The sequence below is a fragment of the Streptomyces sp. SKN60 genome (assembly GCF_026236535.1).
Lineage (GTDB): Bacteria > Actinomycetota > Actinomycetes > Streptomycetales > Streptomycetaceae > Streptomyces.
Window position 1 is genome coordinate 15,489 of record NZ_JAHTMW010000023.1, and the last position, 26,552, is coordinate 42,040.

The window sequence follows — 26,552 nt, forward strand, 5'->3', positions numbered from 1 at the left end:
TCATCTCATCGGGTGATCAAGCGACCTGACGGGGCGGCAGCCACGTGCCGCCCCGTCCCGCTTGCCGCCGCGCTCCGGACCCCCGCCTCTTTGTGAAAACTTTCACCCACCCCCTTGGCCCGTGCCCCCGTTCGTGCTGAGATGCCGTCCTACTCACAGCTCGATGGCGTGCTCGGGGAGGGCAATGTGGCGTACGGCCGGGGAACCCCACTGGAGACCGCGATCTGGAGACTTCGCTCCCGCGGCTGCTGGACGGACGCCGCCGAACTCCTCGCCCCCCGCGCGACGGAGCCCGCCGCCGCCCTGGAACGGGCGGCCCTCCTGATCGAACGCTGTCTCTACACCGAACAGGGCTGGGCCGAGGCCGAGGAGGCGCTGCGCGCCGCCGAGGCGGTCGCCCGCACCGACGAGGAACGCGGGGCGGCGGCCTGCGAACGCGGCCATCTCGCCTACGCGTCGACCCTGCTCGGGGTACGGGACCGGGCCGACGAGGCCCGCGCGGCGCTGGGCCGGGCCGCCGCGCTCGTCGGCACCGACACCGCAGGGCGGGCCCTCCTGGACTACCGGCGCGGGCTGGTCGCGCAGAACCTCGGCGACTCCCCGCAGGCCGCCCGCGCCGCCCTGCGCCGCGCCCACGCGGGCGCCACCGCCCACGAGGACGCGCTGCTGCTCTCCTCGACCTGGCGGCACCTCGCCGGACTGGCGCTGCGCGAGGGCGAGTTGGCGGAGGCGCGGCACGGCTTCGCCGAATCCCTGCGGATCCGCGAGGAGTTGGGCTACCTCGTGGGCACGGCCCCGGCCCTCGCCTCCCTCGCGGCCACCGAGACCGAGCCGGAAGCGGGCCGGCTGCGCGCCGAGGCGGGCCGCCTCTTCCGCCTCCTGGGCGGCGTACCGACGTGGCTGGCGGCCCAGTTGACGCCGCGGCCGGCGATCTGAGGGGGCGTGGGGGACGTGCAGGGGGCCGCGTTCGGGACGTAAAGCGTGATTTGTGGCGCGGAGTTCAGGGCGTTCAGGTCTCGACAGAGCGTGCCGCGCCGTAAATCATGCAGTCCCGAATGCGGTCACCGGAACGGCCACCGCGCCCCCGGCCTCAGCCCACCCGCTCAAGGCGTATCAGCGCCTCGTCCAGGCCGACGATCAGCGCGCCGTCGTCGGTGACCGCGACGGAGCGGACCGGGGGGCCGGGGCGGAAGGCGAGGTGGGTGCGGCGGTCGACGTCGTGGAGTTCGACCGTGCCGTCGGCCCAGGCGGCGGCGAGGATCGGGCCGTGCGGGGTCTCGGTCGCGGCGAGCGAGACCACCGGGGCGCGGCGCTCGGCGAGCGGGCGGGGGTCGGCCTCCTTGCCGGGGGTCCAGCGGCGCACCGCGCCGTCCGTGCCGCCGCTGCACACGAACGGCGTCGCGGACTCGACCGCGGCGACCGCCGTGACCCGGCCGCTGTGCAGGGCCGCCTGGTGCAGCCCGGTCAGGCCGAAGGCGTGTACGGACCCCAGCCGGTCCCCCACCACCACGGACCCGGCGATCGCGGCGAGCGCCGTGCCGGGGTGCCGGCTGAGGGTGGTGGAGACGGCCTCGGTGAGCCGGTGCAGGTACGGGGCGCGGGGCTCCCGGCCGCGTACGGTGTGCAGCCGGCCCCGCTCGTCGAGCAGCAGCACCGTCCCGTCGGGCGCGGGCGCGAGGGCGGTGACCCGCCCGGTGACCGGGTGGTCGAGCCGCCCGAGCGGCCGGGCGTCGGTGGCGGCGAGCAGCCGTACGGTGCCGCCGAGGTCGGCGGCGAGCAGGGTGCCGCCCTGTACGGCGAGCGCGCCCACCGGCCCGGGCCAGGGCGGGGCGACGTCGCCGGTGACCCGGGTCCAGCGCACCCGCCAGGGCGCGGGCGCGGCCAGCTCCTCCAGGGCGGGCCGGAGCCGGGGGTCGGCGCCGTCGCCGAGGACGCCGAGCAGCACGAGGGCCCGGTCGGCGGGGGTGCGGGCCGCGCAGAGCGCCTGCCCGGCGCGCAGCCAGGCGGTGCGGAGGCCGCCGTGGGCGTCGCCGGGGTCGCTCTCGTAGCCGGTGGTGACGGCGACGGGGTCGGCGGCGCAGACGAGGGCGGGGTCGGAGAGCCCGCTGCCGAGGGAGGGGGCCGGCACGGGGTTCTCCCGCTCCCCGTCCTCGTCCTCGACCTCCGCGTCGACGACCGTCACCCGGCCCTCCGCGAGCAGCGCGTACGCGGCGGTCCCGGGCCGCGCCTCGACGACCACCCGCACCCGGCCGAGCCGGGCCAGGTCGGTCACGAGGGCGGCGACGGCCGCGGGCTCGGCGGCGGCGTGCAGCGCGGGAAGGAGCAGCACGGTGCGCGCGGTGCGGCCGGTCTCGCCGGTGGCGAGGGCGCGGACGAGGTCGCCGGGCGAGGCGGCCACGACCCCGAGGTGGTCGGCGACGGCCCAGGCGGTGCCGAGCGCGGTGCGCCCGGTCAGCGGGACGAGCGCGCGGGCGCTGCGGTGCCGCCCGGCGGCCCGGGGGCCGTGCGCGGCGAGCCAGTCGAGCAGCCCGGGGCCTCCGGTGACGAGGCAGAGGCGGGGCGCGTCGGGGTCGGTGAGCCAGCCGAGCAGGGCCGCGGCCCCGGGGCGCTCCGCGCGGACGGACGGCATGGACACCTCTCGGTCGGTCGCGGGTCGGCGCGGTTCGAACGGAGTAACAGGCTGACACTGTCGACCTTAGTCGTCAGTGCTGCGCTCCGGTGAAGTGCTCCCGTACGAGTGCGGAGACGACCGCGAGATCCTGGGCGATCAGGGCGTCGAGGAGGGCGGTGTGCTCGGCGGCGTCGGCGACGAGTTCGCCGTGGCGGGTGGCGGGGGCGCTGACGAGCGGCCACTGGGAGCGGCGGTGGAGGTCGTCGGCGACGGCGAGGAGCTGTTCGTTGCCGGCGAGGGCGAGGACGGCCCGGTGGAAGGCGCGGTCGGACTCGGCGTAGTGGGCGCGGTCGCCGCGGGCGGCGGCGGCGCCGGTGGCCTCGGCGAGCGGGCGGAGTTCGGCCCAGCGTTCGGCGGGCACGGTGCGGGCGAGCCGGAGCATGACGGGGACCTCGATGAGGGCGCGGACCTCGGCGAGTTCGGCGAGTTCGCGGGGGGTGCGTTCGGTGACGCGGAAGCCGCGGTTGGGGACGACCTCGACGGCGCCCTCGGTGGCGAGCTGCTGCATGGCCTCGCGGACGGGGGTGGCGGAGACGCCGAAGCGTTCGCCGAGGGCGGGGGCGGAGTAGACCTCGCCGGGGACGAGTTCGCCGCCGACGAGGGCGGTGCGCAGGGCCTGGAGGATCTGGCCGCGGACGGAGTGCCGGCGTACGGCGCGGGGCTCGCCGAGACCGGGGGCCGGGGGCTCGCTGTGGGTGTGTTCGCCGCGGGCGGTCTGCTCGGGTACCCGGGCGGGTGCCGGGTCGCCGTACGCCGCGGGGTCGGGGCGGCCGGTCGTCCGCCCGCGTGTGCTGCCCTGCTCCACCGGGGTCCTCCTGCGCCGTCGTGCCGGGGCCCGGCTCGCGGTGCCGGGGTCCCCCGTGCACGATAGGCGGACGGCGTCGCAGTTCAAACACCGCACCGGTCGGGTAAGGTAAGGCTAACCTGCTAACGATCGTGATTCGGTGGTCCCGCATGGCCGTGCCCGCTCTGCTGCCGTCACCCTCCGCCTCGCCCGTCGCCGCCGCCTACGCACGGCTCGCCGAGGTCTTCACCGGTCTGCGTGTGGAGGAGCTGGCCGGGGACGAACGGCTGCCGCGCGGACCGGGCTGGGTGACCGCGGAGGAGCTGGGCGCCGGCGGGGACGGTCTGGACGCCTTCCTCGCCTGGGACGAGGCGCAGGTGCTGCGGGACTACAAGAGGGCCGCCCGCCCGGACGTGGTGGCCGGCTTCGGGCTGCACCGGTACGCGTGGCCGGTGTGCCTGCTCGTGACGCTCCCCTGGTTCCTGCACCGCCGGGTGCCCCGGCTGCCGGCCCGGGAGCTGTCCTTCCAGCGGGCGCTGGGCCGGATCGCGGTGCGGGTGGAGGAGTTCTGGTGCCTGCCGGGGGATCCACTGGCGGAGCTGCCCGGCGCCCGCGTGGTGGCGGACGAGGAGGCGCTGCGGGCGGCGGCGCGGGACGCGCTGGCCGAGCACTTCGAGGCGGTGCTCGCGGGCTTCGGGCCCCGGATGCGGCGGGGCCGGCGGGCGCTGTGGGGAATGGTGACCGACGAGGTCGTCGAGAGCCTCTGGTACATCGCGGCGCTGCTCGGCGAGGAGGACCGGGCCCTGGCCGACCTGGAGCGGCTGATGCCGGGGACGGCGCGCCCGTACGTGGGGACGGCGGGCTTCCGGGAGCTGCCCGGCTCGGCGGAGGCCTGCGGCGGCGCGGCGCGCGCGACCCGTGACCGGGTCACCTGCTGCTTCTTCTACACGCTGCGCCCCGAGGACACCTGTCTGACCTGTCCCCGTACGGCCGACCCGGAGCGGGTCCGCCGGCTCGCCGCGACCGGCTGACCCTCCCCTGCGGTCACACCACCCGCAGGGGTGGTCGCATTCGAACGCAACTCAACGCCCTCGTGCGACAGTTCGACCAGATCGCACCTATTCGTATGCCGTGCGACCCCAATGGCGTGCTCTTGTCCCGAAACCCCGTGCCCGCCTCGTGCGGTCGGCCAATATGGGCCGCCGTATCGCCCTCTCTGCGAGACGACATGCGAGACGACAAAGGGACACCGCATGAGACTGACCGACATATCGCTGGACTGGCTGCTTCCGGGCGGCGTCATGGTGGCGGGAGTCCTGACGGCGGTGGCGGTGCTCGCGCGCGGGAAGCGCGCCGCTGACCAGGCCGCGGCCGACGACTCCTGGGAGCGCAGCGAGGAACGCCGCAGACGCAAGGAGGCCGTCTACGGCACCGCCTCCTACGTGCTGCTCTTCTGCTGCGCCGCGGTCGCGGCGGCGCTCTCCTTCCACGGGCTCGTCGGCTTCGGCCGGCAGAACCTCAACCTCACCGGGGGCTGGGAGTACCTGGTCCCGTTCGGTCTCGACGGCGCCGCGATGTTCTGTTCGGTGCTCGCCGTCCGCGAGGCCAGCCACGGTGACGCGGCGCTCGGCTCGCGCCTCCTGGTGTGGATGTTCGCGGGAGCCGCGGCCTGGTTCAACTGGGTGCACGCGCCGCGCGGCATCGACCACGCGGGCGCCCCGCAGTTCTTCGCGGGGATGTCCCTCTCGGCGGCGGTCCTCTTCGACCGGGCCCTGAAGCAGACCCGGCGGGCCGCGCTGCGCGAGCAGGGCCTGATCCCGAGGCCGCTGCCGCAGATCCGGATGGTCCGCTGGCTGCGGGCGCCCCGGGAGACCTTCGGCGCCTGGTCGCTGATGCTCCTGGAAGGCGTACGGACACTGGACGAGGCCGTGGACGAGGTGCGCGAGGACCGGCGGGAGAAGGAGCAGAACCGGATCCGCCGGCGGGAGCAGGCCAAGCTGGACCGGGCGCGCCTGAAGGCGATAAACCGCCAGCACCGGGCGTTCGGCCGGGCCGGCCGCCAGGTCGACGTGGCGGCCCTCGGCGCGGCCGGTGGCAGCGGCGGTGTGGGCTCCGCGACGGGGCCGGTGCCGGCCGCCGTCGCGGAGCCCGCCATAGCCGACCCCGGACAGCTGCCGCTTCGCTCCCGACCCTCCCTGCAAGCCGTCAAGGGCGCTGAGCCGCGCACGGGCGAGTCCCGGACGGTGGACCTCACCGCCGAGGACGACACCCAGGCGCTGCCGCGCCTCGACTCCCTGGAACGCAAACTCGCGGACCTGGAGCAGCAGTTCGGCTGAACTGCACCCCTGAACGGCGGGGCCGCCCGAGAAACTCCTCGGGCGGCCCCGCCGTTCAGTCCGTCCCGGACAGTTCGAACCAGACGACCTTGCCCACGCCGTGGTTCTCCACGCCCCAGGAGTCGGCGAGGGCCTGGACCAGGACCAGACCGCGCCCGTGCGTACCGTCGTCGGCGGGCGGTACCCGCGGGCCGTCGAGTCCGGACACGAAGTCCCGCACCTCGACCCTGAGTTGTCCGGGGAGCACGGTGGCGGTGACGACCGCGCCGTGCTCGGTGTGGACGAGCGCGTTGGTCACCAGCTCGCTGGTGAGGAGTTCGGCGACGTCGGAGGCGCCCGGCCCGCCCCACGATCCCAGCATCGCGCGCAAGGCATGCCGTACCTCCGGTACCGCGGTGAGATCCGCGCATCCCACCTTTCTGAGCAGTTGAGTCGGCTTGGTCGCCTCCCCGGCCATATCCCCCACCCCGTCGTCGCGTCGAACAGGCTCACGGGGATGCATGCCCGGCTGGGAGGGCGGCATTCATCGGTGTGCACGGACCGTCAGGACGCCGTGCCTCAGGGGCGCGGGACGTTGCGCAGGTTGGACCGGGCCAGCTGGAGCATCCGGCCCACTCCCCCGTCGAGCACGATCTTGCTGGCGGACAGGGCGAATCCGGTGACCATCTCGGCGCTGATCCTGGGCGGGATGGACAGCGCGTTGGGGTCGGTGACGACGTCCACGAGCGCCGGGCCCTTCTGCTTGAAGGCGTCCTTGAGGGCGCCCGCGAGCTGCTTGGGCTTCTCGACCCGCACCCCGTAGGCGCCGGCGGCGCGCGCGATGGCGGCGAAGTCGGGGTTCTTGTTGGTGGTTCCGTACGAGGGCAGTCCGGAGACCAGCATCTCCAGTTCGACCATGCCGAGCGAGGAGTTGTTGAAGACGATCACCTTCACCGGCAGGTCGTACTGGACCAGGGTGAGGAAGTCGCCCATGAGCATGGTGAATCCGCCGTCGCCGGACAGTGACACCACCTGCCGGCCGCGGTCGGTGAACTGGGCGCCGATGGCCTGCGGCAGCGCGTTGGCCATGGAGCCGTGGCTGAAGGAGCCGATGATCCGGCGGCGTCCGTTGGGGGTGAGATAGCGGGCGGCCCACACGTTGCACATGCCGGTGTCGACGGTGAAGACGGCGTCGTCGTCGGCGAGTTCGTCGAGCACGGAGGCCACGTACTCGGGGTGGATGGGCACGTGCTTCTCGACCTTGCGGGTGTAGGCCTTGACCACGCCCTCCAGGGCGTCGGCGTGCTTCTTCAGCATCTTGTCGAGGAAGCGCCGGTCGGTCTTGGCGCGGACCCGCGGGATGACGCAGCGCAGGGTCTCGCGGACGTCGCCCCAGACGGCCAGGTCCAGCTTGGAGCGCCGGCCGAGCCGCTCGGGCCGTACGTCGATCTGGACGATCTTCACGTCGTCGGGCAGGAAGGCGTTGTACGGGAAGTCGGTGCCGAGCAGGATCAGCAGGTCGCACTCGTGGGTGGCCTCGTAGGCGGCGCCGTAGCCGAGTAGTCCGCTCATGCCGACGTCGAACGGGTTGTCGTACTGGATCCACTCCTTGCCGCGCAGCGCGTGGCCGACGGGCGACTTCACCCGCTCGGCGAACTGCATGACCTCGGCGTGCGCGCCGGCGGTGCCGCTGCCGCAGAACAGCGTCACCCGTTCGGCGGAGTCGATCATCCGCACGAGGTCGTCGATCTCCGCGTCGCCGGGGCGGACGGTGGGCCGGGAGGTGACGAGTGCGCTCTGGGCGGCCTTCTCGGGGGCCGGCTGGGCGGCGATGTCGCCGGGCAGCGAGACCACGCTGACGCCGCCCTGGCCGACGGCGTGCTGGATCGCGGTCTGCAGCAGCCGGGGCATCTGGCGCGGGTTGGAGATCAGCTCGCTGTAGTGGCTGCACTCGCGGAACAGCTGGTCGGGGTGGGTCTCCTGGAAGTAGCCGAGGCCGATCTCGCTGGACGGGATCTGGGAGGCGAGGGCGAGCACCGGGGCCATCGAGCGGTGCGCGTCGTACAGGCCGTTGATGAGGTGGAGGTTGCCGGGGCCGCACGAGCCGGCGCAGGCGGCGAGCCGGCCGGTGATCTGGGCCTCGGCGCCGGCCGCGAACGCGGCGACCTCCTCGTGCCGCACCTGGATCCAGTCGATGGAGCCGTTGCGGCGGATGGCGTCGACGACAGGGTTCAGGCTGTCGCCGACCACGCCGTAGAGACGCTGGACGCCGGCGCGCACGAGGATGTCGACGAACTGTTCTGCGACGTTCTGTTTGGCCATGGATCCATCAACCCATGGCCGCCGGGGTTGTGCTCTTTGAGTTACGCCTCCCAGACGGCGACGCCGGTGCGGTCGTCGGCGTAGCCGGTGACGCGCAGCTGGGTGTCGGCGAGGAAGGCGGCGAGGCCGGGGGGTTCGGCGGCGGACCAGCGGGCGGCGAGTTCATGGGCGAGGGCGGGTTCGCCGCGCATGGGTTCGGCGAGGCCGTGGGAGGCGAGCAGCAGGGTGTCGCCGGGCTGGGCGACCGAGGCCCGGAAGCGGAACGGTTCGGCGGGCGGCGGCAGGGGGTCCTCGACGTAGGGGCGGCCGGGGGCGTCGGTGACACCGAGCCGCATGGTGAGCCGGTCGCCGTCCTCGCCGGCCTCGGGGAGGTCGTACCCGGCCGGGTCGTCCTCGCCGAGCACGGTCCGGGCGGGCGGCACGGGCCGGGAGCCGTAGCCGACGACGGGTGCGCCGACGGTCGCGGCGGGTTCGGGGAGCAGCGGCTCGATGTCCTGCCAGGAGCCGTCGCGGAGCCGGAAGAGGCCGCCGGTGCCGATGCCGAAGAAGATCCGGGTGCGGCACTCGGGGTCGGCGGAGAGCAGCAGGCAGCGCAGGCCCGCGGTGTACTCCTCGGGGTCGAGGTCGCGTTCGGCGGCGCGGGAGCGGAGCTTGCCGTAGGTGCGGTCGGTGAGCCGGTGCAGTCCGGACTTGAGGTCGCCGCGGCGGCCGGCCCGGATGTCCTCGGAGAGCCGGGTGTGGCTGCGGCCGACGGACTCGGCGATCCAGCGGCAGGCGTCGGCGGCGGCGAGGTGGGTGTGGTCGGAGCCGCGCCGTCCGGCGGCGACGGCGACGAGCACGAGGGCGGTCTCGTCGTGGCCGAAGCGGGCGGTGAGCAGGGCGTCGCGGCGGGGTTCGCCGCGGAAGCGGGCGGAGTCGCCGCGGACGGAGACGGCGCGCAGGGTGTAGCCGCCGTAGCGGGCGCCGTCGAGGACGGTGTCGGCGACGAGGCCGTCGAGTTCGCCGGGCCGGGCGGCGGGCAGGTGGGTCGGCTCGGGGTCGTAGGTGGGCGGCCGGGTTCCGACGTGTCCGGTACGGGGCCGGGGCGCGGGGACCTGCACGGTCGGCGTGGGCGGCGGCTCGGTGGCGGCGGCCGGCGGCTCGGGCGGCGGCTCCGGGTCCGGCAGCAGGTCCGGCTCCGGGTCCGGGGCGAGGCGCGGGTCCCGGTCGGCCGGGGCCGCGGGCGGCGGCGGGGCCGGGAGCTCGGTCGTGGTCGCCGCGGCGGAGTCGTAGCGCTCGTCGAGGCTGTCCGGCGTGGGCGCGGGTGCGGTGTCCTGCGCGTCCTCGTCGTACAGCTTGTCCCACCAGTTGCTGTCCCCCTGCTGAGTCATGCCCTTATTGTCCACCGCACAGGGCGTCAGAAAACGGGACATCGGGAAAAGCTCTGGGCCGAAAGAGTGGTCCGCCGGACGACCCCACCCCCCACGGGAAGGACGCCCGGCGGACCGGCGTGATCAGCGCACGTCGTAAGCGCGGACCACGGTCTGGGTGACGGAGTTGCCGTGGGCGTCCGTCAGTTAGGTTTTCAGGGTGACCTGCTTGCCGCCGGCGTCCGCGTGGTCGACGGTCGCGGTCCAGGCGTCGCCCTGGTGGGTGACCCGCGCCTCGGTCCAGGTGGTGCCCCCGTCGTAGGAGTACGCGAGGGTGGCCGAGGCGATCGCGGCGGGGGTGTAGCCCGCGTGACCCGTCACGCCGAGGCCGATGTGCTGGCCGTCGGTGGCGGCGAGGGTCTTGAGTCCGTCCTCCGGAAGGTCGTACCGGGGGAAGAGAATCGGGATGCTCTGAGAATAGACGCTCTCGTCGCGCTTCGAGGTGAATTCCCACACGGAGTTGACGGAGGTGGAGCGGGCCCAGGCCCGGTTGCCGATCTTCATGACGTTCTGTTCGAGGGTGTACGTGCCGGGCTCGGCCGGCACCTCGAAGACGCCGAACGGCCAGCCGGTGGTGCCGATTTCCGTACCGTCCCTGCGCAGCGTCAGGTTGCCGATGTCGCCGAAGGAGCCGGGCTCGGCGTGGTGGCTGCGGTCGCCCCACATGGCGTCGGCGAAGCCGATGAGGTCGCCCTGGCGTTCGGCGACGAGGACCGGCGCGCCGGCGGCGTCGCGCGGGGCGGTGGGGGCGATGACGTCGTCGTACCAGGTCTCGGTGCGCCGCTCGCCGGCGGTGTAGGCGTGCCGTTCGCCGACCATCAGTTCGCCGAACGGGAAGCTGCTGCCGACCAGGGACTGCCAGACGGTGTCGCCGGGCGTGTGGTAGTCGGTGCGGGTGCCCGGGGCGGGGATGCTCTCCAGCGAGCCGAAGGAGATCGCCTGGCCGTCGGGCCGGTGGGCGGCGGGGAACTCGACGAAGTCGGTGGCGGTGCCGGCCGAGCCGAGGCGGGTGTCGGTGCGGCCGAGGGCGCCGTCCTTCACCCGGTAGGTGCGGTCGTCGCGGATCGGGCCGGTCTCGGGGAAGGCGAGGCTGTAGGTGTACGGGCTCCTGGCGGTGGCCTGCCAGGCGAGGGTGACCTCGCCGGCGGTGAGCCGTTCGGTCAGCCGGGCGGCCTCGTCCGCGGGCACGGAGAGGACGGGCAGGCCGAGGCCGGTGAAGCCGCCGGTCGGGTACCAGCGCCCGGGGGCCTGGTGGTAGGTGATGACGGCGAGCGCGCCGGCCGTCTTGGCGTTGCGGGCCAGGGCGCCCGCGGCGGTGCTGTCGTCGGGCAGCCGGACCAGTGCGATCCGGTCCTTGACCTGGGCGGCGGCGAGTTCGTCGGGGGTGCCGGTGCCCGCGTCGACGAGCCGGGCGGAGCCGGTGCCGTCGAGGTTGTCGGAGCCGGTGGAGGCGGTCAGCGGGTGCAGGGCGAGGCCGTCGGTGGTGTGCAGCGCGCCGATCTGCGGGGCGGCGGCGCGCCAGTAGCTGCCGAACTCGAAGCCGCCGTCCTCGGCGCGGCCTTCGACGGAGGCGTAGTAGCCGCGGATGGTGCGCGGTCCGGCGGCGGTGCCGGCGTGCAGCCAGGTGTCGTCCCAGGAGCGGGCGAACGCGAGGGTGGCGCCGCGGAGTTCGGTGGGCTGCTGGGCGCGCACGGTGAGGCGGTGGGCCTTGCGGGCGTCGAGGACGACCGTGGTGTCCTTCGTCAGGTTCAGCTGCGGCCGGGCCAGGTAGCTGATCGAGTCGTTGAGGACCGCGCTGCCCGCCGGGGCGCCCGCGTCGGGGGTGGTGACGAAGGAGGAGAGGAAGTAGCTGCCGGCGCGCAGACGGTAGACCTGGTCGCCGGCGCCCTCGTTGAAGCGGCGCTCGCCGGAGGCGTCGTCGGTGCCGATGACGTCGAGCGAGGACGCGCCGGCGGCGGGCTTGCCCTGACGATCGATCAGTTTGACGCGCAGGGAGACGGTTTCGGGCTCGACGTACAGCGCGAACGGGGTGGAGACGTGCACGCCGTCGGGGCCGGTGGCGACCACGCGGCCGGTGATGTCGCCGTACTGGGCGCGCTCCAGGCGGGCGGTCGGGTCGATGGCGAGGGGGACCTGGACGGTCCCGCCGGCCGGGACGGTGACGGTGCTCCGGCCGAGGCGGGCGACGCCGGAGCGGACGGCGGAGCCGTCGTTGCCGGTGACCCTCCGGACGGCGAGGGAGAGGGTGACGGGCTTGTCGCCGGTGTTGGTGTAGGGGACGGAGGCGGTGCCGCGGTCGCCCTTGATCTGCGGCCAGCCGTAGCCGCCGGCCTGGACGGCGGGGGCGCCGAGGACGGTCTGGCCGGTGGCGGCCTCGACGTCGAGGCGGCCGCCGCCGGTCTCGCGGGCGTCGCCGGGGACGCCGCTGTCGGCGGAGGACACCAGGGCGGCCTTGATCTGCTGCGCGGTCCAGTCGGGGTGGCGCTGCTTGACGATCGCGGCGGCGCCCGCGACGTGCGGGGTGGCCATCGACGTACCGGACATCGACTGGTAGGCGTAGACGCCCCGGCCGCCGGCCGCGGCGGCGGAGATGCCGACGCCGGGGGCGGTGATCTCCGGCTTGAGGGTGTGGGCGGCGTTGGCCGTGGGGCCGCGGCTGGAGAAGTACGCGGTGGAGTCGTCGCGGTCGACGGCGCCGACGGTGAGCACGCTCGGCGCGCAGCCGGGGGCGGAGACGGTGTTGCCGCCGGGGCCGGTGTTGCCGGCGGCTATGACGAACAACGTGCCCTTGCTCCGGGCCAGTTGTTCGGTGGCCTGGCTCATCGGGTCGGAGCAGTCGGTCTGCGAGGGGTCGCCGAGGCTCATGGAGACGACGTCGGCGCCCTGCGCGACGGCCCATTCCATGCCGGCGATGATCCATGAAGTGGCGCCGGAGCCGCCGTCGTTGAGCACCTTGCCGTTGAGCAGCTGCGCGCCGGGCGCGACGCCCTTCTTCTTGCCGCCGCTCGCGGCGCCCGTGCCGCCGACGGTGGACATGGTGTGGGTGCCGTGGCCCTGACGGTCGCCGGCGGTGGCGGAGTCGGTGAAGTTCTCCTGGGCGACGATCCGGCCCTTCAGGTCGGGGTGTTCGGCGTCGGCGCCGGTGTCGAGGACGGCGACCTTGGTGCCGGTGCCGTCGTAGCCGGCGGCCCAGGCCTCGGGGGCGTGGACCTGGCCGGTGGAGCGCTCCAAAGTGGCCTGGACCTTGCGGTCGAGCCAGAGCTTCTGGAGACCGGAGGCGCTGCGGGCGGCCGGGGCCTCGACGTCCTTCCAGAACGCGGCGGCCTGCTTCTTGTCCGCCTTCAGCGCGACGCCGTCGACGGTCTTCAGGACCTGGCCGCGGGTGGCGCCGCGCGGGGCGGGCGGCGCGGAGCGGGCGGTCGCGAGGTCGGCGCCGTAGACGGCGATGAGCGGCAGGGTGGCGGAGGCGGTGTCGTCGTAACCCTGCCGGATCAGGCCGGTGACGTTGAAGAGCTCCTCGTCGACGCGGCCGGCGGCAAGGGCGGTGGTGGCGCCCTCGGGGTAGACGTAGAGGTCCTGGCCCGAGCGGCGGGTCTGCACGAAGGGCACGGTGCCGTCCTCGCGGGGCAGCGCGGCGGCGGCCGGGGCGCCCGCGGCGTCCCGGGTCACCACGACCCGGTCGCCGGTGACGAGGGTGACCGTGACGGGCCGCTGCCCGGCCCGGGCGGCGGCCTCGCTGCCGACCAGCGGCCGCTCGCCGGAGCCGGTGCCGGTGCTGGTCGTCCGGGCGTCCTGCGGCGCTGCGGCCGCGGACGCCGCGACCGCGGTGACGGCCAGGACGGCGGCGGTCGCCGCCCCCAGGGCCGTACGCGTAATCGGGCGCATCGCTCTCCCCATCTGAATCCGGACATGCGGGCATCGGCGCATAAGCGCATAAGGCACCCATGTCCGGAGGCTGTTGGTGCTGCGGTGGCGCCACATTGGCAGAGGTGAGGGTGGTGCAGGCAGGATGGGCGAGGCGGGAATGCGCCGTGGCCGATTCCCGCCAGAGCACCGACGGAACGAACGCGTCCGGTGGACGTCCGGAAATCTCCGGGTCGTCCCGGGACGTCCGCGCGAGGGGTGGGACAGCGATGCTGGCAGCGATAGGTCTCGACGAACGGCAGGAATCCGCCTACCGCGCCCTGGTCGCCATGGGCGCGGCCGAGGTCTCCGACCTGGCCCACCGGCTCGCGCTGCCGGAGACCGACACCGAACGGGCGCTGCGCCGCCTGGAGGCACAGGGCCTGGCCGCGCAGTCCTCGGCCCGGATCGGGCGCTGGGTCGCCGCCCCGCCCGGGGTGGCCCTCGGCGCGCTGCTCACCCAGCAGCGGCACGAGCTGGACCAGGCCGAGCTGGCGGCGGCGCTGCTCGCCCAGGAGTACCGGGCGGAGGCCACCGAGCCGCCCGTGCACGACCTGGTCGAGGTCGTGACCGGCGCCGGGGCGGTCACCCACCGCTTCCTGCAGCTCCAGCTCGGCGCCACCGACGAGGTGTGCGCACTGGTCACCGGAAAGCCGATCGCCGTGTCCGGGATGGAGAACGACGCCGAGGCGCTGGCCGCCGAGCGCGGGGTGCGCTACCGGGTGGTCATCGAGCGCGAGGTGCTCTCCCTGCCGACCGGCCTGGTGGAGCTGTCGGCGGCGCTCGGCCGCCACGAGCAGATCCGGGTGGTGGACCGGGTGCCGACCAAGCTGGTGGTGGCCGACCGCCAGCTCGCGATGGTCCCGCTCACCGGCCGGGGCGCCGAGCCGGCCGCGCTGGTGGTGCACGCGAGCGGGCTCCTGGAGTCGCTGATGGGCCTGTTCGAGTCGGTGTGGCGGGACGCCCTGCCGCTGCGCCTCGGCGCGGGCGCGCAGATCACCGAGGACGAGGTGCCGGGCCCGGACCCGACCGATCTGGAGATCCTCAGCCTGCTGCTGGCCGGGATGACCGACGCGAGCGTCGCCAAGCAGCTGGACCTCGGGCTCCGGACCGTACAGCGGCGGGTGAAGGGCCTGATGGAGCTGACCGGGGTGAGCACGCGGCTGCAGCTCGGCTGGCACGCGTACGAGAAGGGGTGGGTGGCCCGCGGGTGAGCCGGGGCCGTATGGCAGGGTGAGCCCGGCCCGGCCGTGAGCGCCGGCCCCTCGCAGCACCCCTCCCCCTCACGTCACCCCTCTGGAGTACCGCCCATGAACGGAAGGCGCCGTCGCGCCCTGCTGGCCGCCGTCACCCCGGTCCTCGAGCCCGGGGAGCGGGTGGAGGTGACGGCGATCGTGGGCCTGAGCACCGTGTCCGTGCGGCGGACGGCGGCGTTCGGCATCGCGTCGGCGATCGCGAGCGGCGGGACGGTGTCGGTGATCCCGGCCCCGGTGCCGCACTATCTGGCGATGACCGACCGCCGGCTCTTCGTCTTCCGGGCGGACCCGACGTTCGCGGAGCCGGTGGAGCACACGATGACGATCCAGCGGGAGGGTCTGTTCCGCTCCGAGATCAAGGAGCGGATCCTGAACTCGTCGTTCGTGCTGTCGTCCCCGTACAGCGAGACGCAGCTGAAGCTGATCTTCCCGCTGATCAGCCGGAAGGAGCGGCAGCTCGTCGCGGCGGCGATCCCCGTGACCGGCACCGTGACCGGCTGATCGCCCCCGTCCCCCGTACGTATCGCTTGACCTGCGGGAACGCCGGGCCTCCGGCACCCTGGGCAAATGGGTGTGTGGCAGCTCCTGCTGATCGCGATGGTGATGCTGCTCGGCCTGTTCGGGGTGATGACGCCCGGCGTGCCGGGAACGTGGCTGGTGTGGGCGGCGATGCTGTGGTGGGCGCTGCACGAGCAGACCGGCCTCGCCTGGATCCTGCTCGTCTCCTCCACCGGCCTGCTGCTGCTCACCCAGGTAGTGGTCTGGCAGCTGCCGCCCCGCCGGTTCCGGGGCGTCGGCATCACGCGGCGGATGGTGGCGTACGCGGGGATCGGCGCGTTCCTGGGCTTCTTCCTGATCCCGGTGCTCGGCGCGATCCCCGGCTTCGTCGGCGGCGTCTACCTCTCGGAGCGCCTCCGCCTCGGCGGCCACGGCCAGGCCCGCGCGGCCACCCGCACGGTGATGCGGGCGGCGGGCACGAGCGTGCTGGTGGAGCTGTTCTCGTGTCTGCTGATCGTGGGAGCGTGGGCGGGGGCGGTGATCTGGGGTTGAGGAGGTCGGGTGCGATGGCCGGCGGCATGCGGGACTTCGACGGTTTCACCGAGGCCGAGCGGGCCTATCTGCGCACGCAGCGCCTCGGCCGTCTGGCCACGGTGGACCCGTCCGGCCAGCCGCAGGCCAATCCGGTGGGCTTCTTCCCGCAGGACGACGGGACGGTCCTGATCGGGGGCGCCGCGATGGGCCGCACGAAGAAGTGGCGCAACCTCCGGACGAACCCGCGGCTCGCGCTGGTCGTCGACGACCTGGCGACCGTCCGCCCCTGGCGGGTGCGGGGCGTGGAGATCCGGGGTGAGGCGGAGCTGCTCGTGGGGCCGCACGCGCTGGGGCCGTACTTCAGCGAGGAGGTGATCCGGATCCGTCCGCGCCGGATTCACAGCTGGGGGCTCGAGGAGTTCCAGGCGCGCAGGTAGCGGGTGGCGTACGAGCGCCAGGGGCGCCATTCCGGGTGGTCCGGGAGGCCCGGGGACGGGACGTCGGGGTCGGCGAGGGCGCGGGTGCGGATGACGGCGACGGCCTCGGGGCCGACGCCGGGGACGGCGGCCAGGGCCGCGGCGGAGGCGTCGCGGTCGGCGCCCGGGTCGAGGCGGACCGTGCCGTCGGCGAGGGCCGTGGCCAGCGGGCCGGCGACCGGGTGGCCGGTGAGCGCGGCGGGCTCGGGGAAGACATGGGTGAGCGTGCCGCAGGGGGTCTCCAGAGGCGTGCCGTACGCCGCCACGAGCCGCGCGGCCTCGTCGGGGCCGACGAGCGTGCGCAGCGCGAACTCCTCCGGTTCGGCCGCGCCCGGGGACCGGACGCCGGGGCGGGCGGCGACCTCGGCGGCGAGGCGGGGGTCGGCGCCGAGGCGTTCGGCGACGGCGTACGGGTCGGCGTCCAGGTCGAGCAGCCGGCGCAGCCGCTGGACGGCGGTGGTGAGGTCGCGCAGCTCGGTGAGGTGGATCCGGGCCTCCAGCCACCGGCCGCCGCGGCCCGGGGCGCGCTCGTCGACGGAGACGATCCCGGTGCCGTACGGCAGGCGCAGGGTGCGCCGGTAGGTGCGGGTGCCGGGCGCGCCGACGACCTCCTCGACGCCCGGCAGGGCCTCCGCGGCGAGCAGGTCGAAGACCTCCCCCGTCGCGTACGGCCCCCGGTGCGCGAGCCGCAGCGGCACCCCGGCGGCCAGCGCGGTGCGCGGGCCCGCGCCGGTCCCGGTGCCGGATTCGGCGCGGAGTTCGGTGGGGGTGCGGGCGTAGACGGCGCGGATGGTCTCGTTGAACTGGCGCACGCTCGCGAACCCGGACGCGAACGCGATCTCGGTGACCGGCAGGGCGGTGGTCTGCAGCAGCAGGCGCGCGGTGTGCGCCCGCTGCGCCCGGGCCAGCGCGACCGGCCCGGCGCCGAGCTCCGCGGTGAGCTGCCGCTGCACCTGCCGCGCGCTGTACCCGAGCCGCCCGGCCAGGCCGGGCACCCCTTCCCGGTCCACCACCCCGTCCCCGATCATCCGCACCGCCCGCCCGACGACATCCGCGCGGACGTTCCACTCGGCCGAGCCCGGCACGGCATCCGGCCGGCACCGCCGGCAGGCTCGGAACCCGTGCCCCTGCGCGGCCGCGGCGGTCGGGAAGAAGCTCACGTTCCGCCGCTTCGGCGTGACGGCCGGGCAGCTGGGCCGGCAGTAGATCCCGGTGGTGGCCACCGCGAAGAAGAACACCCCGTCGAAGCGGGCGTCCCGACTGCTGACCGCCTGGTAGCGGGTCTCCTCGTCCAGCTGCCCGAGCTGCCCGGTCTCCGTGTCCGTCATGTCCTCCAGTGTGCGGGACCGGGAGGGCTGCGACTGGCGGTTTTCGGACACGGAAACCGGGGCCCGGGCCCGGCAGACCCGGCAGACCCGCCAGACCCGTCAGCGGAGGCGGCCCCGCTTCGCGTCCATCGCCGCGCGGCCCTCCGCGCCCTTGCGCTTCCAGTCCTTCAGGATCTCGGCGCGGAGGCGGGCGTCGGTCTTGGCGACCAGGCGCTGGTTCTCGCGGATGAGCTTGCGGTAGCTGTCGAGGCGCCGTTCCGGGAGGGTGCCGTCGGCGATGGCGGCGGTGACGGCGCAGCCGGGTTCGGACTCGTGGGCGCAGTCGTGGAAGCGGCATTCGGCGGCCAGGTCCTCGATCTCGGCGAAGACCTGGCCGACGCCGGCCTCGGCGTCCCACAGGCCGACGCCGCGCAGGCCGGGCGTGTCGATGAGGACGCCGCCGCCGGGGAGCACGAGCAGGTTGCGGGTGGTCGTGGTGTGGCGGCCCTTGCCGTCCATGTCACGGGTGGCCCGGACGTCCATGACGTCCGTGCCGAGCAAGGTGTTGGCGAGGGTCGACTTGCCGGCGCCGGAGACGCCGAGCAGCACGCTCGTGCCGCCCGCCGTGACCGCCCGCAGCACGTCGAGGCCGTCCCCGGTCAGCGAGCTGACCGGCAGCACCTGCACACCGGGGGCGACCGTCTCGACGTCCTCGACCAGATAGGACAGGCCCACCGGGTCCGGCACCAGGTCGGCCTTGCTGAGGACGACGAGCGGCTGCGCGCCCGACTCCCAGGCGAGCGCCAGGAAGCGCTCGATCCGCCCGAGGTCGAGCTCGACGGCAAGCGACACCGTGATGATCGCGTGGTCCACGTTGGCGGCGAGGACCTGGCCCTCGGACCTCTTGGAGGAGGTGGAGCGGGCGAAGGTGGTGCGGCGCGGCAGGTACGCCCGTACGTAGCGGGGGTCACCGGCCCCGTCGGGGTCGACGGCGGCCCAGTCGCCGGTGCAGATCACCCGCAGCGGGTCGTGCGGCACGACGAACGTGGTGTCGGCGCGCACGACGCCCTCGGGCGTGACGACATCGCACTGACCCCGGTCGACCCGGAGGACCCGGCCGGGCAGCAGACCCTGCGCCGCGTACGGCGCGAAGGCCGCGGCCCAGTCGTCGTCCCAGCCGTAGGCGAGCAGCGAGGAGAAGGAGAGGGAGGAGGAAGAGAGAGCGGAGGAACGGAAAGAGGACGGGAGAGACAAGGGGGACCCTTCGAAGGGGTGGCCCCGGCGGCTGCCTACGGCAGCGCGTGTGAGAAGAGGTCAGCCGGTGGCCACGGAAGTGGGGTGGACGATCATCTGGTTGAGGGCACGGCCCTTCGTGACGACAGCCATCGGTCACACCTCCTGGTCACAGGTCTTCAGCGAGTCTTCGGCACAGCTCTCTGCGCGTGCGCACCACCGTAGCGGGCGCCCTCCGGGCGCGCCACGCATTTAGCGCACGGACGCCGGACGGGCTGTCAGACGGGCCGTCAACTCCCGCAGCCGGGCCCGCGCCGCCGGGTCGTAGGCCTGCTCGTGGGCGCGCGCGTCGGTGAAGCGGTCGAAGTAGCGGCCGGTCGTTCCGGCGAGGTCGGGGTCGAGCAGCAGCCGCAGCGTCGGGCGGACGCCTTCGTCGGTGCCGACGGCGGGAGTGAGGCCGTAGGCGCGGACGGCCGGGGTGTCCATGAGGTGGGCGGGATGCAGGGCGTTGACCGTGACGCCGGTGCCGGACAGCTCCTCGGCCAGGTCGAACGTGCTCATGATCAGGGCGAGTTTGCTGCGGCAGTAGGCGCTCAGGCCCTCGTACTCCCGCTCCCGCATCACGTCGTCGAAGTCGATCTCCTCCTGGCCGATGCTGGCGACGTTGACGACGCGGGCGGGCGCGGAGGCGGTGAGCAGCGGCAGCAGGCCGCGGGTGAGGGCGTGGGGGGCCAGGTGGTTGACGGCGAAGCGGAGTTCGTGGCCCTGGGCGCTCAGTTCGCGCACGAGGGGGCGGGCGCCGCCGCCCGCGACCGCGTTGTGGACGAGTCCGTCGAGGTGCGGTTCGGCGGCGCGGACGCGGTCGGCGAGGTCGTGCACCTGGTCGAGGTCGGAGAGGTCGGCGCGGTACGTGCGGACGGTGGTCGCGGGGTGCGCGGCGCGCGCCTCGGCGGCGACGCCGTCGAGCCGGGCGGCGTCGCGGCCGTGCAGCAGCAGGGTGCCGCCGTGGGCGGCGAGCGCGAGGGCGAGGTCGCGGCCCATGCCGGAGGTGGCGCCGGTGACGAGGGTGGTGCGCTGTGCGGAAGTCGACATACGGGTCACCCTGACACCCCCGTACGCGTCCCGGCAGTGTGTGCCGGGCCTGGTGTCAGCACCACCAGGCAGGCGCGGCCCGCACCCGGTCCGCCGCTCGTGTCCGATCCGTACAAGACGCCGCTTCCCCGCCCCTCCTAGCCTGCGGCCATGGACACCAACGGAAGCACCGACGCGTTCTCCTCCCCCACGCCGCGGCTCGACGTGATCGGGATCGTCACCACCGACATGGCCGCCTCCCTCGCCTTCTACCGGCTGCTCGGCCTGGACGTCCCGGCCGGTGCCGAGAGCGCGCCGCACGTGGAGGCCGCGCTGCCCGGCGGGATGCGGGTGCTGTGGGACACCGAGGACGTCGTGCGGTCGTTCGACCCGGCGTGGACGCGGCCGCCGGGCGGCGGCGAGCGGGTCGCGCTCGCGTTCCGGTGCGCCGATCCGGCGCAGGTGGACGCGGTGTACGAGACGCTGACCGGCGCCGGTCACCGCGGGCATCTGAAGCCGTGGGACGCGGTCTGGGGGCAGCGGTACGCGGTCGTGCTCGACCCGGACGGGACGGGCGTGTCGCTCTACGCGGACCGCAGCCCGGCCACGTAACCGCCGATCGTCAGTCCGGTCAGCGCGCGCATCTCGCGCGCGAGATGCGCCTGGTCGACGCAGCCCGCGCGCGGGGCGGCCTCCGCCGCCGGGACGCCCGCCGTGACGAGGGCGAGCGCGCGCTGGAGGCGCAGGATCCGGGCGAGGGTCTTCGGGCCGTACCCGAAGGCGGCAAGCGAGCGGCGGTGCAGCTGCCGTACCCCGATGCCGAGCTGGTCGGCCGCCGTCCCGACCGGGAGTCCGGCCCGCAGCCGGGCGACGACGGCCCGCAGCAGCGGGTCGGGCGCGGGCGCGTCGGCGGCCCGCCGCAGCACCAGGTCCTCCAGGGCGGCCGCCCGGTCCGCCGCCCCGCTCACCCGGTCGGCGAGCCGTCGCGCGACCCGCGGGTCCCACAACTCGGCCAGGTCGACCCGCTCGTCGCGCACCGCGCTCGCCTCGACGCCGAGGACGCCGGCCGCCTCGCCCGGCGCGAACCGCACCCCCGCGTAGTGCGCGGCGGGGCTCCGGGGCACGTACGCCCTGGTGTCGGGCCCCGCGACGAGCAGCCGTCCGTCCGCCCAGATCAGGTCCATGCATCCGTCGGGCAGCACGGGCCGGGTCCCCGGGTCCGCGGCGTCGGCCGCCGCCCCGAGTTCCCGCCGCCAGACGACGGCTCCGGCGAGCCGCGCGGGCCGTTCCTCGTACACCTCACCAGGGTAGGCCGAGCCCGCCCGTATCGGCCGCTACTCCTTCTCCCAGCCCGCGTGCAGCCGGGACTTCACGTCGTCCGGCGGCAGGAACTTCGACCAGCGCTCCGGGAACTCCGAGGGCATGTCGGGGTCGTCCTCGTCCACGTCCTCGGCCTCCGCGCGCAGGCGGGCGACGAGGTCGGCGGCCTGGGCGGCGCGGGCGCGTTCGGTGGCCTCGCGGGCGCCGGCGGTGGCGACGGAGGGCCAGACGCGGTCGATGGCGGCGTTGACGGCGGCGCCGACGAGGACCGCGAAGGCGGAGATGCCGATCCAGAGGAGGACGGCGATGGGGGCGGCGAGGGAGCCGTAGATGGTGGGGCCCTCGACCTGGCTGGTGAGGTAGATGCGCAGCAGGAAGCTGCCGAGCACCCACATGGCGAGGGCGACGAGCGCGCCGGGGATGTCCTCGATCCAGGGGGAGCGGACGGGGACGGACACGTGGTACAGGGTCGTCAGGAAGGCGATGGAGAGCAGGATGACGGTCGGCCAGTAGAGGACCGAGACGACTTCCGTGCCCCAGGGGATCAGCTCGACGATCCGGTCGGGGCCGACGACCGCGAGCGGCAGCACGATGGCGCCGATGAGCAGCGCGATGATGTAGAGGAGCAGGGCGAGGAGCCGGGTCTTGACGATGCCGCGGTGCCCGTCGAGGCCGTACATCACGGTGATGGTGTCGATGAAGACGTTCACCGCGCGGGAGCCGGACCAGAGGGCGATGGCGAAGCCGAGGGAGATCAGCTCGGGCCGTTTGCCCTGGGTGATGTCGTCGAGGAGGGGTTCGGCGATCTCGCGGACGCCCCGGTCGGACAGGACCGTGCCGGCGGCGTGCAGGATGTTCTCCCGGATGCTGGCGACGGTGTCGGTGTTGGTCCAGTCGTCGGCGTAGCCGAGGACGGCGATCAGGCCGAGGAGCAGCGGCGGCAGCGACAGCAGGGTGAAGAAGGCGGCTTCGGCGGCGAGGCCGAGGATGCGGTACTCGATGCACGAGTTGACCGTGTCCTTGAGGAGCAGCCAGACCATCTTCCGCTTGGAGACGTTGCGGTAGAGGACGCGCGCGCGGTGGAGCTTGCTCCAGGGCCGCCGCTCGGGCCGTTCGGGTGTTTCGTTTGCTGCCTGCACCTCCTTACCGTATCCGTATGGCACCCGGCACCCACACCGTGACCAACCAGGCTCCACCCCTGGTGGAATACGACATGTTCTCGTCCGACGCGGCCCTGGCGGAGGCCGTGGAGCGGCACCTGCCGCCGGAGGTGTACGGCGAGGCGCGCGAGGAGCTGACGGCCTTCGGGGTGTCGGCGGGCTCGGCGCAGGCGCAGGAGTGGGGACGGCTTGCGAACGAGCATCCGCCGCGGTTGCGGACGCACGACCGTTACGGGCGCCGGATCGACGAGGTGGAGTTCCATCCGGCCTGGCACCGGCTGCTCGGCCGGGCGGTGGGCGCGGGGCTGACCGGCGCGTGGGGCCGGCCGGGTGGTCATGTGCGGCGGGCGGCGGGCTTCCTGCTGGCCTCGCAGGTGGAGGCGGGGCACGGCTGTCCGGTGTCGATGACGCACGCGGCGGTGCCGGCGCTGCGTGCCGAGCCGGAGCTCGCGGCGGCGTGGGAGCCGCTGATCGCCTCGCGGGTGTACGAGCAGGGGCTGCGGCCGCCGCTGGACAAGACCGGTGTGCTGCTCGGGATGGGCATGACGGAGAAGCAGGGCGGCAGCGACGTCCGGGCGAACACGACCCGGGCGGAGCCTCTGGCGGCCGAAGGCGAGTACGTGCTGACCGGGCACAAGTGGTTCTGCTCTGCGCCGATGTCGGACGCCTTCCTGGTGCTCGCCCAGGCGCCCGGCGGTCTGTCATGTCTCCTGGTGCCGCGGGTGCTGCCGGACGGGACGCGGAACGCCTTCGCGCTCCAGCGGCTCAAGGACAAGCTGGGGAATCGCTCGAACGCGTCCGCCGAGGTGGAGTTCGACGGGTCGACCTGGGCGCGGCTCGTGGGCGAGGAGGGGCGCGGGCTGCGGACGGTCATGGGGATGGTGGCGGCGACCCGGCTCGACTGCGTGCTGGGCTCGGCGGCGCTGATGCGGCAGGCGGTCGCGCAGGCCGTGCACCACGCCTCGTACCGCCGCGCGTTCGGGGGTCTGCTGGTCGACAAGCCGCTGATGCGCAATGTCCTGGCCGATCTGGCCCTTGAGTCGGAGGCGGCGACCGTGCTCGGGATGCGGCTCGCGGCGGCGTACGACAGCGGTACGGAGGAGGAGCGGGCGCTGCTGCGGATCGCGGTGCCGGTGGCCAAGTACTGGGTGACGAAGCGGTGCACGCCGGTGGTGGCGGAGGCGCTGGAGTGCCTGGGCGGCAACGGGTACGTGGAGGAGTCGGGGCTGCCGCGGCTGCTGCGCGAGTCGCCGCTGAACTCGCTGTGGGAGGGCGCCGGGAACGTACAGGCGCTTGACGTGCTGCGGGCCCTGCGGGGAGAACCGGCGGCGCTGAACGCGTTTCTGACGGAGGTGGGGCGGGCGCGCGGCGCGGATCACCGGCTCGACCGGGCGATCCGGGACCTGCTGACCGAGCTGGCCGATCTGGAGGGCATCGAGGCGCGGGCGCGGCGGCTCGCGGAGCGGATGGCGCGGGTGCTCCAGGGGGCGCTGCTCGTGCGCTGGGCGCCGCCGGAGGTGGCGGACGCGTTCTGCGCGTCGCGGCTCGGCGGGGACTGGGGGGCCTCGTTCGGGACGCTGCCGCACCCCCTCGATCTGGGTGCGGTGGTGGAACGGGCCCGGCCGGCGGCCTGAACGCGTGTGCGGAGCGTCCCCCGGGCGGGTGAGTGTGGCGTTGTGCCGCGCGTGCCAGGGGTGGACCTGAGGGGGTCGGCACGCGCGGAAAAGCGGGGGGTGGTGCTGCGCCGACACGGCACCACCCTCCGCTTCGGCTCCACCCTCGTGCACGGGGGCGGGGGTTGCCAGAGTTGCATGAGGTTGCAGGATTACGGGAAGCAGCCCGCGCATGACGCTGCGGAGCGGCACGATGGGCGCCGGGCCGCACCGCGCGGGAGCGGGGCACGCCCTGTGCAGAACCGATACGGCACCACAGACGGAAAAGCGGATGGACGGCGAAGAGACAGCGGCATCGTGCGTGGCCGGGAGGGACCGATGAACCGAGCGCAGGTCGACCTGAACCGGCTCGCCGTGATGGACGCCGCCAAGGCGACCCGGCTGCTGCACAAGGTCCGCGAGGAGACCCTGGCCGGCCGGACCCCGCCGGTCGCGCCCCGGGCGGTGATCGACGCGTCCTGGCAGCGCATGTTCCGGCTCGGCGTGAACCCGGACCAGAGCACCAGCACCGTGCTGCTGCAGCGCGACGAGCTGGAGGAGCGGCGCCGCTCCTCGGTGCTCGGCGAGGTCATGCGCACGCTCAGCGCCGGACTCGCCGGAATCGCCGACGCCTCCATGCAGATCATGGTGGTGACCGACGAGCAGGGCCGGGTGCTGTGGCGCGAGGGCAACCTGGCGGTGCTGCGGCAGGCCAACGGGATCTGCCTGGAGGAGGGCGCGGCCTGGAGCGAGCACACCACCGGCACGAACGCGGTGGGCACGGCGCTCGCCATGGGCAAGGCCGTGCAGGTGCACTCCGCCGAGCACTATGTGCACACGCTGCACAACTGGACCTGTGCCGCAGCGCCGGTGCACGACCCGCGCGATCACCGGCTGCTCGGGATCGTGGACGTCAGCGGCCCGGCGTCCAGCTTCCATCCGGCGACGCTGGCGCTGGTCGGCTCGGTGGCGCAGCTCGCGGAGGCCGAGATGCGCCAGCGGCATCTGCGCTCGATCGAGCGGCTGCGGTCGGTGGCGGCGCCGATCCTGTGCCGGGTGGGCGGGCGGGCCGTCGCCGTGGACACCCACGGCTGGACGGCGGCGGTGACCGGGATGGCGCCGGTGGACCGGCTCGCGCTGCCGAAGTCGTTCCGGGCCGGGCGGATGTGGCTGCCCTCGCTGGGGATGTGCGCGGTGGAGCCGCTGCCGGGCGGCTGGCTGCTGCGGGTGGAGGAGGGCGCGCGGCCGGACGGGGACGGCGCGGGCGGCGGGGCGGCGAGTCGGGTGGTGCTCGATCTGAGCCGGCCGCGCCGGGCGGCGGTGTCGGTGTCGGGTGCGGCCGGCAGCTGGTCGCAGGAGCTCAGCCCTCGCCACGCGGAGCTGCTCTATCTGCTCGCCCTGCACCCGGAGGGGCGGACGGCGGCGGAGCTGGCGCAGGACGTGTTCGGGGACCGGACGAGGACGGTGACGGTACGGGCGGAGCTGTCGCGGGTGCGGCGCAACCTGGCCGGCGTGCTCGCACACCGCCCGTACCGCTTCAGCGAGGAGGTGGAGGTCGAGCTGCGGCACCCCGCGCACCCGGCGGATCTCCTCCCCCACTCCACGGCACCGGCCGTGCTCGCGGCGCGGAGCGCGACGAGCGCATGACGAGCCCATAAAGGGGCACGGCGGAGCCGGTGGTCCACGGGCCGGTCATCTGTCCACATGCCGGACAGGGGCCGCCCGGTGTGACCGGCCCGGTGGGATCCGGCCTGGGAATCCGCGGCTCCGCATGATGCGATAAGCCCATGAGCAAGCCCACGAGCATCACCCTCACCACCTGGTCCCTGGAACAGACCTCGCCGTCCGACCTCCGGCCCGTGCCCGCTCCCGAGGGGCGCGACCTGAGGATCGTGCGGGCCGAGGTGCCCTCGGCGGAGTTCAGCCGCTTCCTCTATACGGCGGTCGGCGGCGACATCCGCTGGACCGACCGGCTGTCGCTGACGTACGCGCAGTGGCAGGAGCTCGTGGCGAAGCCGGGCGCCGAGATCTGGGTGGCGTACGAGCGGGGGACGCCCGCGGGCTACGTGGAGCTGGACCCGCAGGACGACGGCACGGTGGAGATCGTCTACTTCGGCCTGATCCCCGGCTTCCGGGGCCGCGGGATCGGCGGGCACCTCCTTTCGTACGGGGTGGAGCGCGCCTGGGACCTGGCCGAGCGGTGGGCCGGGCGGACCCCGACCAAGCGGGTGTGGCTGCACACCTGCTCGCTGGACGGCGAGCACGCGATGGCCAACTACGAGCGGCGCGGCTTCCGGCTCTTCGACACCAAGGTGGAGCAGGTCGAGGAGCCGGCGAACCCGGGCCCGTGGCCGGGCGCCCACGCCTGACCCGTACCCCGAGCCGTACCGGCACCATCTGGTGAAAGGGGCCCTGAACTGGGCCCCTTCCACGTGACCCATGCCACACCGTCTCACTCAACGAGACAGTCGCGTCCACATTCTGGACGAAGCTGGACTGCGTCCAAACTCCCGTGACACGCTTCCGTCATGCCTGGAACTGGAATTGCCTTGGTGAGTCGGCGGCACGTCGACCTCGGCCGCATGTCCAGCGCCATCTGTTCGGCGCGCTGAGCAGTTCAGCACCGCCGCACATCTTTCCT

22 protein-coding genes and 1 pseudogene are annotated in these 26,552 nt (G+C 74.3%); 12 read left to right on the forward strand and 11 right to left on the reverse strand.

What is annotated here, in order from left to right:
• The first annotated feature begins 168 nt into the window (after positions 1 to 168).
• Positions 169 to 936: a hypothetical protein gene (locus KV205_RS30130; RefSeq protein WP_265868002.1), complete on the forward strand. Its 768-nt coding sequence runs from the start codon at positions 169 to 171 to the stop codon at positions 934 to 936.
• A gap of 154 nt (positions 937 to 1,090) precedes the next feature.
• Here KV205_RS30130 and KV205_RS30135 read toward each other — a convergent pair whose 3' ends face one another.
• Together KV205_RS30135 and KV205_RS30140 are read right to left on the reverse strand one after the other, a co-directional pair.
• The gene (locus KV205_RS30135) at positions 1,091 to 2,629 is read right to left on the reverse strand and encodes a WD40 repeat domain-containing protein (protein WP_265867918.1); all 1,539 of its coding nucleotides are present in this window, start codon (positions 2,627 to 2,629) and stop codon (positions 1,091 to 1,093) included.
• A gap of 73 nt (positions 2,630 to 2,702) precedes the next feature.
• Positions 2,703 to 3,476 carry a GntR family transcriptional regulator gene (locus tag KV205_RS30140; RefSeq protein WP_265867919.1) on the reverse strand — a complete coding sequence of 258 codons (774 nt, stop codon included), beginning with the start codon at positions 3,474 to 3,476 and terminating at the stop codon, positions 2,703 to 2,705.
• Between the two features lie 149 nt (positions 3,477 to 3,625).
• On the opposite strand from KV205_RS30140, the gene KV205_RS30145 reads away from it, so the two are divergent.
• Positions 3,626 to 4,486, forward strand: coding sequence for a (2Fe-2S)-binding protein (locus KV205_RS30145; protein WP_265867920.1), 861 nt, complete (start codon positions 3,626 to 3,628; stop codon positions 4,484 to 4,486).
• A gap of 222 nt (positions 4,487 to 4,708) precedes the next feature.
• Positions 4,709 to 5,791 carry a DUF2637 domain-containing protein gene (locus KV205_RS30150; RefSeq protein ID WP_265867921.1) on the forward strand — a complete coding sequence of 361 codons (1,083 nt, stop codon included), beginning with the start codon at positions 4,709 to 4,711 and terminating at the stop codon, positions 5,789 to 5,791.
• Between the two features lie 55 nt (positions 5,792 to 5,846).
• Here KV205_RS30150 and KV205_RS30155 read toward each other — a convergent pair whose 3' ends face one another.
• The 4 genes and pseudogenes from KV205_RS30155 to KV205_RS30170 form a co-directional block, all read right to left on the reverse strand.
• Entirely contained in the window at positions 5,847 to 6,248 is a 402-nt protein-coding gene (locus tag KV205_RS30155; protein WP_265867922.1) for an ATP-binding protein, read from the reverse strand.
• A gap of 101 nt (positions 6,249 to 6,349) precedes the next feature.
• The gene (locus KV205_RS30160; protein WP_265867923.1) at positions 6,350 to 8,092 is read right to left on the reverse strand and encodes a pyruvate dehydrogenase; all 1,743 of its coding nucleotides are present in this window, start codon (positions 8,090 to 8,092) and stop codon (positions 6,350 to 6,352) included.
• A 41-nt stretch (positions 8,093 to 8,133) separates the two neighbouring features.
• Positions 8,134 to 9,462, reverse strand: coding sequence for a protein phosphatase 2C domain-containing protein (locus KV205_RS30165; RefSeq protein WP_265867924.1), 1,329 nt, complete (start codon positions 9,460 to 9,462; stop codon positions 8,134 to 8,136).
• Between the two features lie 123 nt (positions 9,463 to 9,585).
• Positions 9,586 to 13,386 (reverse strand): annotated as a pseudogene (locus KV205_RS30170) (S8 family serine peptidase).
• 248 nt (positions 13,387 to 13,634) lie between these two features.
• Between KV205_RS30170 and KV205_RS30175 the strand changes: the two are divergent.
• The 4 genes from KV205_RS30175 to KV205_RS30190 all read left to right on the forward strand — a co-directional run bounded on the left by KV205_RS30175 (position 13,635) and on the right by KV205_RS30190 (position 16,129).
• Positions 13,635 to 14,618, forward strand: a complete 984-nt coding sequence (locus KV205_RS30175; RefSeq protein WP_265867925.1) for a LuxR family transcriptional regulator — start codon at positions 13,635 to 13,637, stop codon at positions 14,616 to 14,618.
• 96 nt (positions 14,619 to 14,714) lie between these two features.
• A complete protein-coding gene (locus KV205_RS30180) occupies positions 14,715 to 15,161 on the forward strand; it encodes a hypothetical protein (RefSeq protein WP_265867926.1) in 447 nt (148 codons plus the stop codon).
• 66 nt (positions 15,162 to 15,227) lie between these two features.
• Positions 15,228 to 15,710 (forward strand): DUF456 domain-containing protein, encoded by a 483-nt coding sequence (locus KV205_RS30185; protein ID WP_265867927.1) that lies wholly within the window; start codon positions 15,228 to 15,230, stop codon positions 15,708 to 15,710.
• Positions 15,711 to 15,736: 26 nt separating this feature from the next.
• The gene (locus KV205_RS30190) at positions 15,737 to 16,129 is read left to right on the forward strand and encodes a PPOX class F420-dependent oxidoreductase (RefSeq protein WP_265868003.1); all 393 of its coding nucleotides are present in this window, start codon (positions 15,737 to 15,739) and stop codon (positions 16,127 to 16,129) included.
• On the opposite strand, the gene KV205_RS30195 is transcribed toward KV205_RS30190, so the two are convergent.
• The 3 genes from KV205_RS30195 to KV205_RS30205 all read right to left on the reverse strand — a co-directional run bounded on the left by KV205_RS30195 (position 16,090) and on the right by KV205_RS30205 (position 19,800).
• Positions 16,090 to 17,496: an AlkA N-terminal domain-containing protein gene (locus tag KV205_RS30195; RefSeq protein WP_374214743.1), complete on the reverse strand. Its 1,407-nt coding sequence runs from the start codon at positions 17,494 to 17,496 to the stop codon at positions 16,090 to 16,092. The genes KV205_RS30190 and KV205_RS30195 overlap by 40 nt on opposite strands.
• Positions 17,497 to 17,595: 99 nt before the next feature.
• Positions 17,596 to 18,729 (reverse strand): ribosome small subunit-dependent GTPase A, encoded by a 1,134-nt coding sequence (gene rsgA / locus KV205_RS30200; protein ID WP_265867928.1) that lies wholly within the window; start codon positions 18,727 to 18,729, stop codon positions 17,596 to 17,598.
• A gap of 231 nt (positions 18,730 to 18,960) precedes the next feature.
• A complete protein-coding gene (locus KV205_RS30205) occupies positions 18,961 to 19,800 on the reverse strand; it encodes an SDR family NAD(P)-dependent oxidoreductase (protein WP_265867929.1) in 840 nt (279 codons plus the stop codon).
• A 150-nt stretch (positions 19,801 to 19,950) separates the two neighbouring features.
• Here KV205_RS30205 and KV205_RS30210 point away from each other — a divergent pair, with 150 nt between their 5' ends.
• Positions 19,951 to 20,391: a VOC family protein gene (locus tag KV205_RS30210; protein ID WP_265867930.1), complete on the forward strand. Its 441-nt coding sequence runs from the start codon at positions 19,951 to 19,953 to the stop codon at positions 20,389 to 20,391.
• On the opposite strand, the gene KV205_RS30215 is transcribed toward KV205_RS30210, so the two are convergent.
• Both KV205_RS30215 and KV205_RS30220 read right to left on the reverse strand, forming a co-directional pair.
• Positions 20,364 to 21,077 (reverse strand): AraC family transcriptional regulator, encoded by a 714-nt coding sequence (locus KV205_RS30215; RefSeq protein ID WP_265867932.1) that lies wholly within the window; start codon positions 21,075 to 21,077, stop codon positions 20,364 to 20,366. The genes KV205_RS30210 and KV205_RS30215 overlap by 28 nt on opposite strands.
• Before the next feature lie 36 nt (positions 21,078 to 21,113).
• Complete coding sequence (locus tag KV205_RS30220) at positions 21,114 to 22,238, reverse strand: YihY/virulence factor BrkB family protein (RefSeq protein WP_265867933.1); 1,125 nt, start codon at positions 22,236 to 22,238, stop codon at positions 21,114 to 21,116.
• A 17-nt stretch (positions 22,239 to 22,255) separates the two neighbouring features.
• Here KV205_RS30220 and KV205_RS30225 point away from each other — a divergent pair, with 17 nt between their 5' ends.
• The 4 genes from KV205_RS30225 to KV205_RS36605 all read left to right on the forward strand — a co-directional run bounded on the left by KV205_RS30225 (position 22,256) and on the right by KV205_RS36605 (position 26,523).
• Positions 22,256 to 23,893: an acyl-CoA dehydrogenase family protein gene (locus tag KV205_RS30225; protein WP_265867934.1), complete on the forward strand. Its 1,638-nt coding sequence runs from the start codon at positions 22,256 to 22,258 to the stop codon at positions 23,891 to 23,893.
• Positions 23,894 to 24,250: 357 nt separating this feature from the next.
• The gene (locus tag KV205_RS30230) at positions 24,251 to 25,558 is read left to right on the forward strand and encodes a helix-turn-helix domain-containing protein (RefSeq protein ID WP_265867935.1); all 1,308 of its coding nucleotides are present in this window, start codon (positions 24,251 to 24,253) and stop codon (positions 25,556 to 25,558) included.
• A gap of 140 nt (positions 25,559 to 25,698) precedes the next feature.
• Positions 25,699 to 26,280, forward strand: a complete 582-nt coding sequence (locus KV205_RS30235) for a GNAT family N-acetyltransferase (RefSeq protein WP_265867936.1) — start codon at positions 25,699 to 25,701, stop codon at positions 26,278 to 26,280.
• 159 nt (positions 26,281 to 26,439) lie between these two features.
• Positions 26,440 to 26,523 carry a putative leader peptide gene (locus KV205_RS36605; RefSeq protein WP_356067285.1) on the forward strand — a complete coding sequence of 28 codons (84 nt, stop codon included), beginning with the start codon at positions 26,440 to 26,442 and terminating at the stop codon, positions 26,521 to 26,523.
• Positions 26,524 to 26,552: the final 29 nt, after the last annotated feature.

Excerpts from the sequence above, each read along its gene's own strand:
- KV205_RS30150 (WP_265867921.1), top strand. The coding sequence starts at position 4,709 with ATGAGACTGACCGACATATCGCTGGACTGGCTGCTTCCGGGCGGCGTC.
- KV205_RS30145 (WP_265867920.1), top strand. The coding sequence starts at position 3,626 with ATGGCCGTGCCCGCTCTGCTGCCGTCACCCTCCGCCTCGCCCGTCGCC.
- KV205_RS30195 (WP_374214743.1), bottom strand. The coding sequence starts at position 17,496 with ATGACGGACACGGAGACCGGGCAGCTCGGGCAGCTGGACGAGGAGACC.
- KV205_RS30190 (WP_265868003.1), top strand. The coding sequence starts at position 15,737 with ATGCGGGACTTCGACGGTTTCACCGAGGCCGAGCGGGCCTATCTGCGC.
- KV205_RS30235 (WP_265867936.1), top strand. The coding sequence starts at position 25,699 with ATGAGCAAGCCCACGAGCATCACCCTCACCACCTGGTCCCTGGAACAG.
- KV205_RS30160 (WP_265867923.1), bottom strand. The coding sequence starts at position 8,092 with ATGGCCAAACAGAACGTCGCAGAACAGTTCGTCGACATCCTCGTGCGC.
- KV205_RS30205 (WP_265867929.1), bottom strand. The coding sequence starts at position 19,800 with ATGTCGACTTCCGCACAGCGCACCACCCTCGTCACCGGCGCCACCTCC.
- KV205_RS36605 (WP_356067285.1), top strand. The coding sequence starts at position 26,440 with ATGCCTGGAACTGGAATTGCCTTGGTGAGTCGGCGGCACGTCGACCTC.
- KV205_RS30180 (WP_265867926.1), top strand. The coding sequence starts at position 14,715 with ATGAACGGAAGGCGCCGTCGCGCCCTGCTGGCCGCCGTCACCCCGGTC.
- KV205_RS30230 (WP_265867935.1), top strand. The coding sequence starts at position 24,251 with ATGAACCGAGCGCAGGTCGACCTGAACCGGCTCGCCGTGATGGACGCC.
- KV205_RS30185 (WP_265867927.1), top strand. The coding sequence starts at position 15,228 with ATGGGTGTGTGGCAGCTCCTGCTGATCGCGATGGTGATGCTGCTCGGC.
- KV205_RS30165 (WP_265867924.1), bottom strand. The coding sequence starts at position 9,462 with ATGACTCAGCAGGGGGACAGCAACTGGTGGGACAAGCTGTACGACGAG.
- KV205_RS30210 (WP_265867930.1), top strand. The coding sequence starts at position 19,951 with ATGGACACCAACGGAAGCACCGACGCGTTCTCCTCCCCCACGCCGCGG.
- KV205_RS30155 (WP_265867922.1), bottom strand. The coding sequence starts at position 6,248 with ATGGCCGGGGAGGCGACCAAGCCGACTCAACTGCTCAGAAAGGTGGGA.
- KV205_RS30175 (WP_265867925.1), top strand. The coding sequence starts at position 13,635 with ATGCTGGCAGCGATAGGTCTCGACGAACGGCAGGAATCCGCCTACCGC.
- KV205_RS30135 (WP_265867918.1), bottom strand. The coding sequence starts at position 2,629 with ATGCCGTCCGTCCGCGCGGAGCGCCCCGGGGCCGCGGCCCTGCTCGGC.
- KV205_RS30225 (WP_265867934.1), top strand. The coding sequence starts at position 22,256 with ATGGCACCCGGCACCCACACCGTGACCAACCAGGCTCCACCCCTGGTG.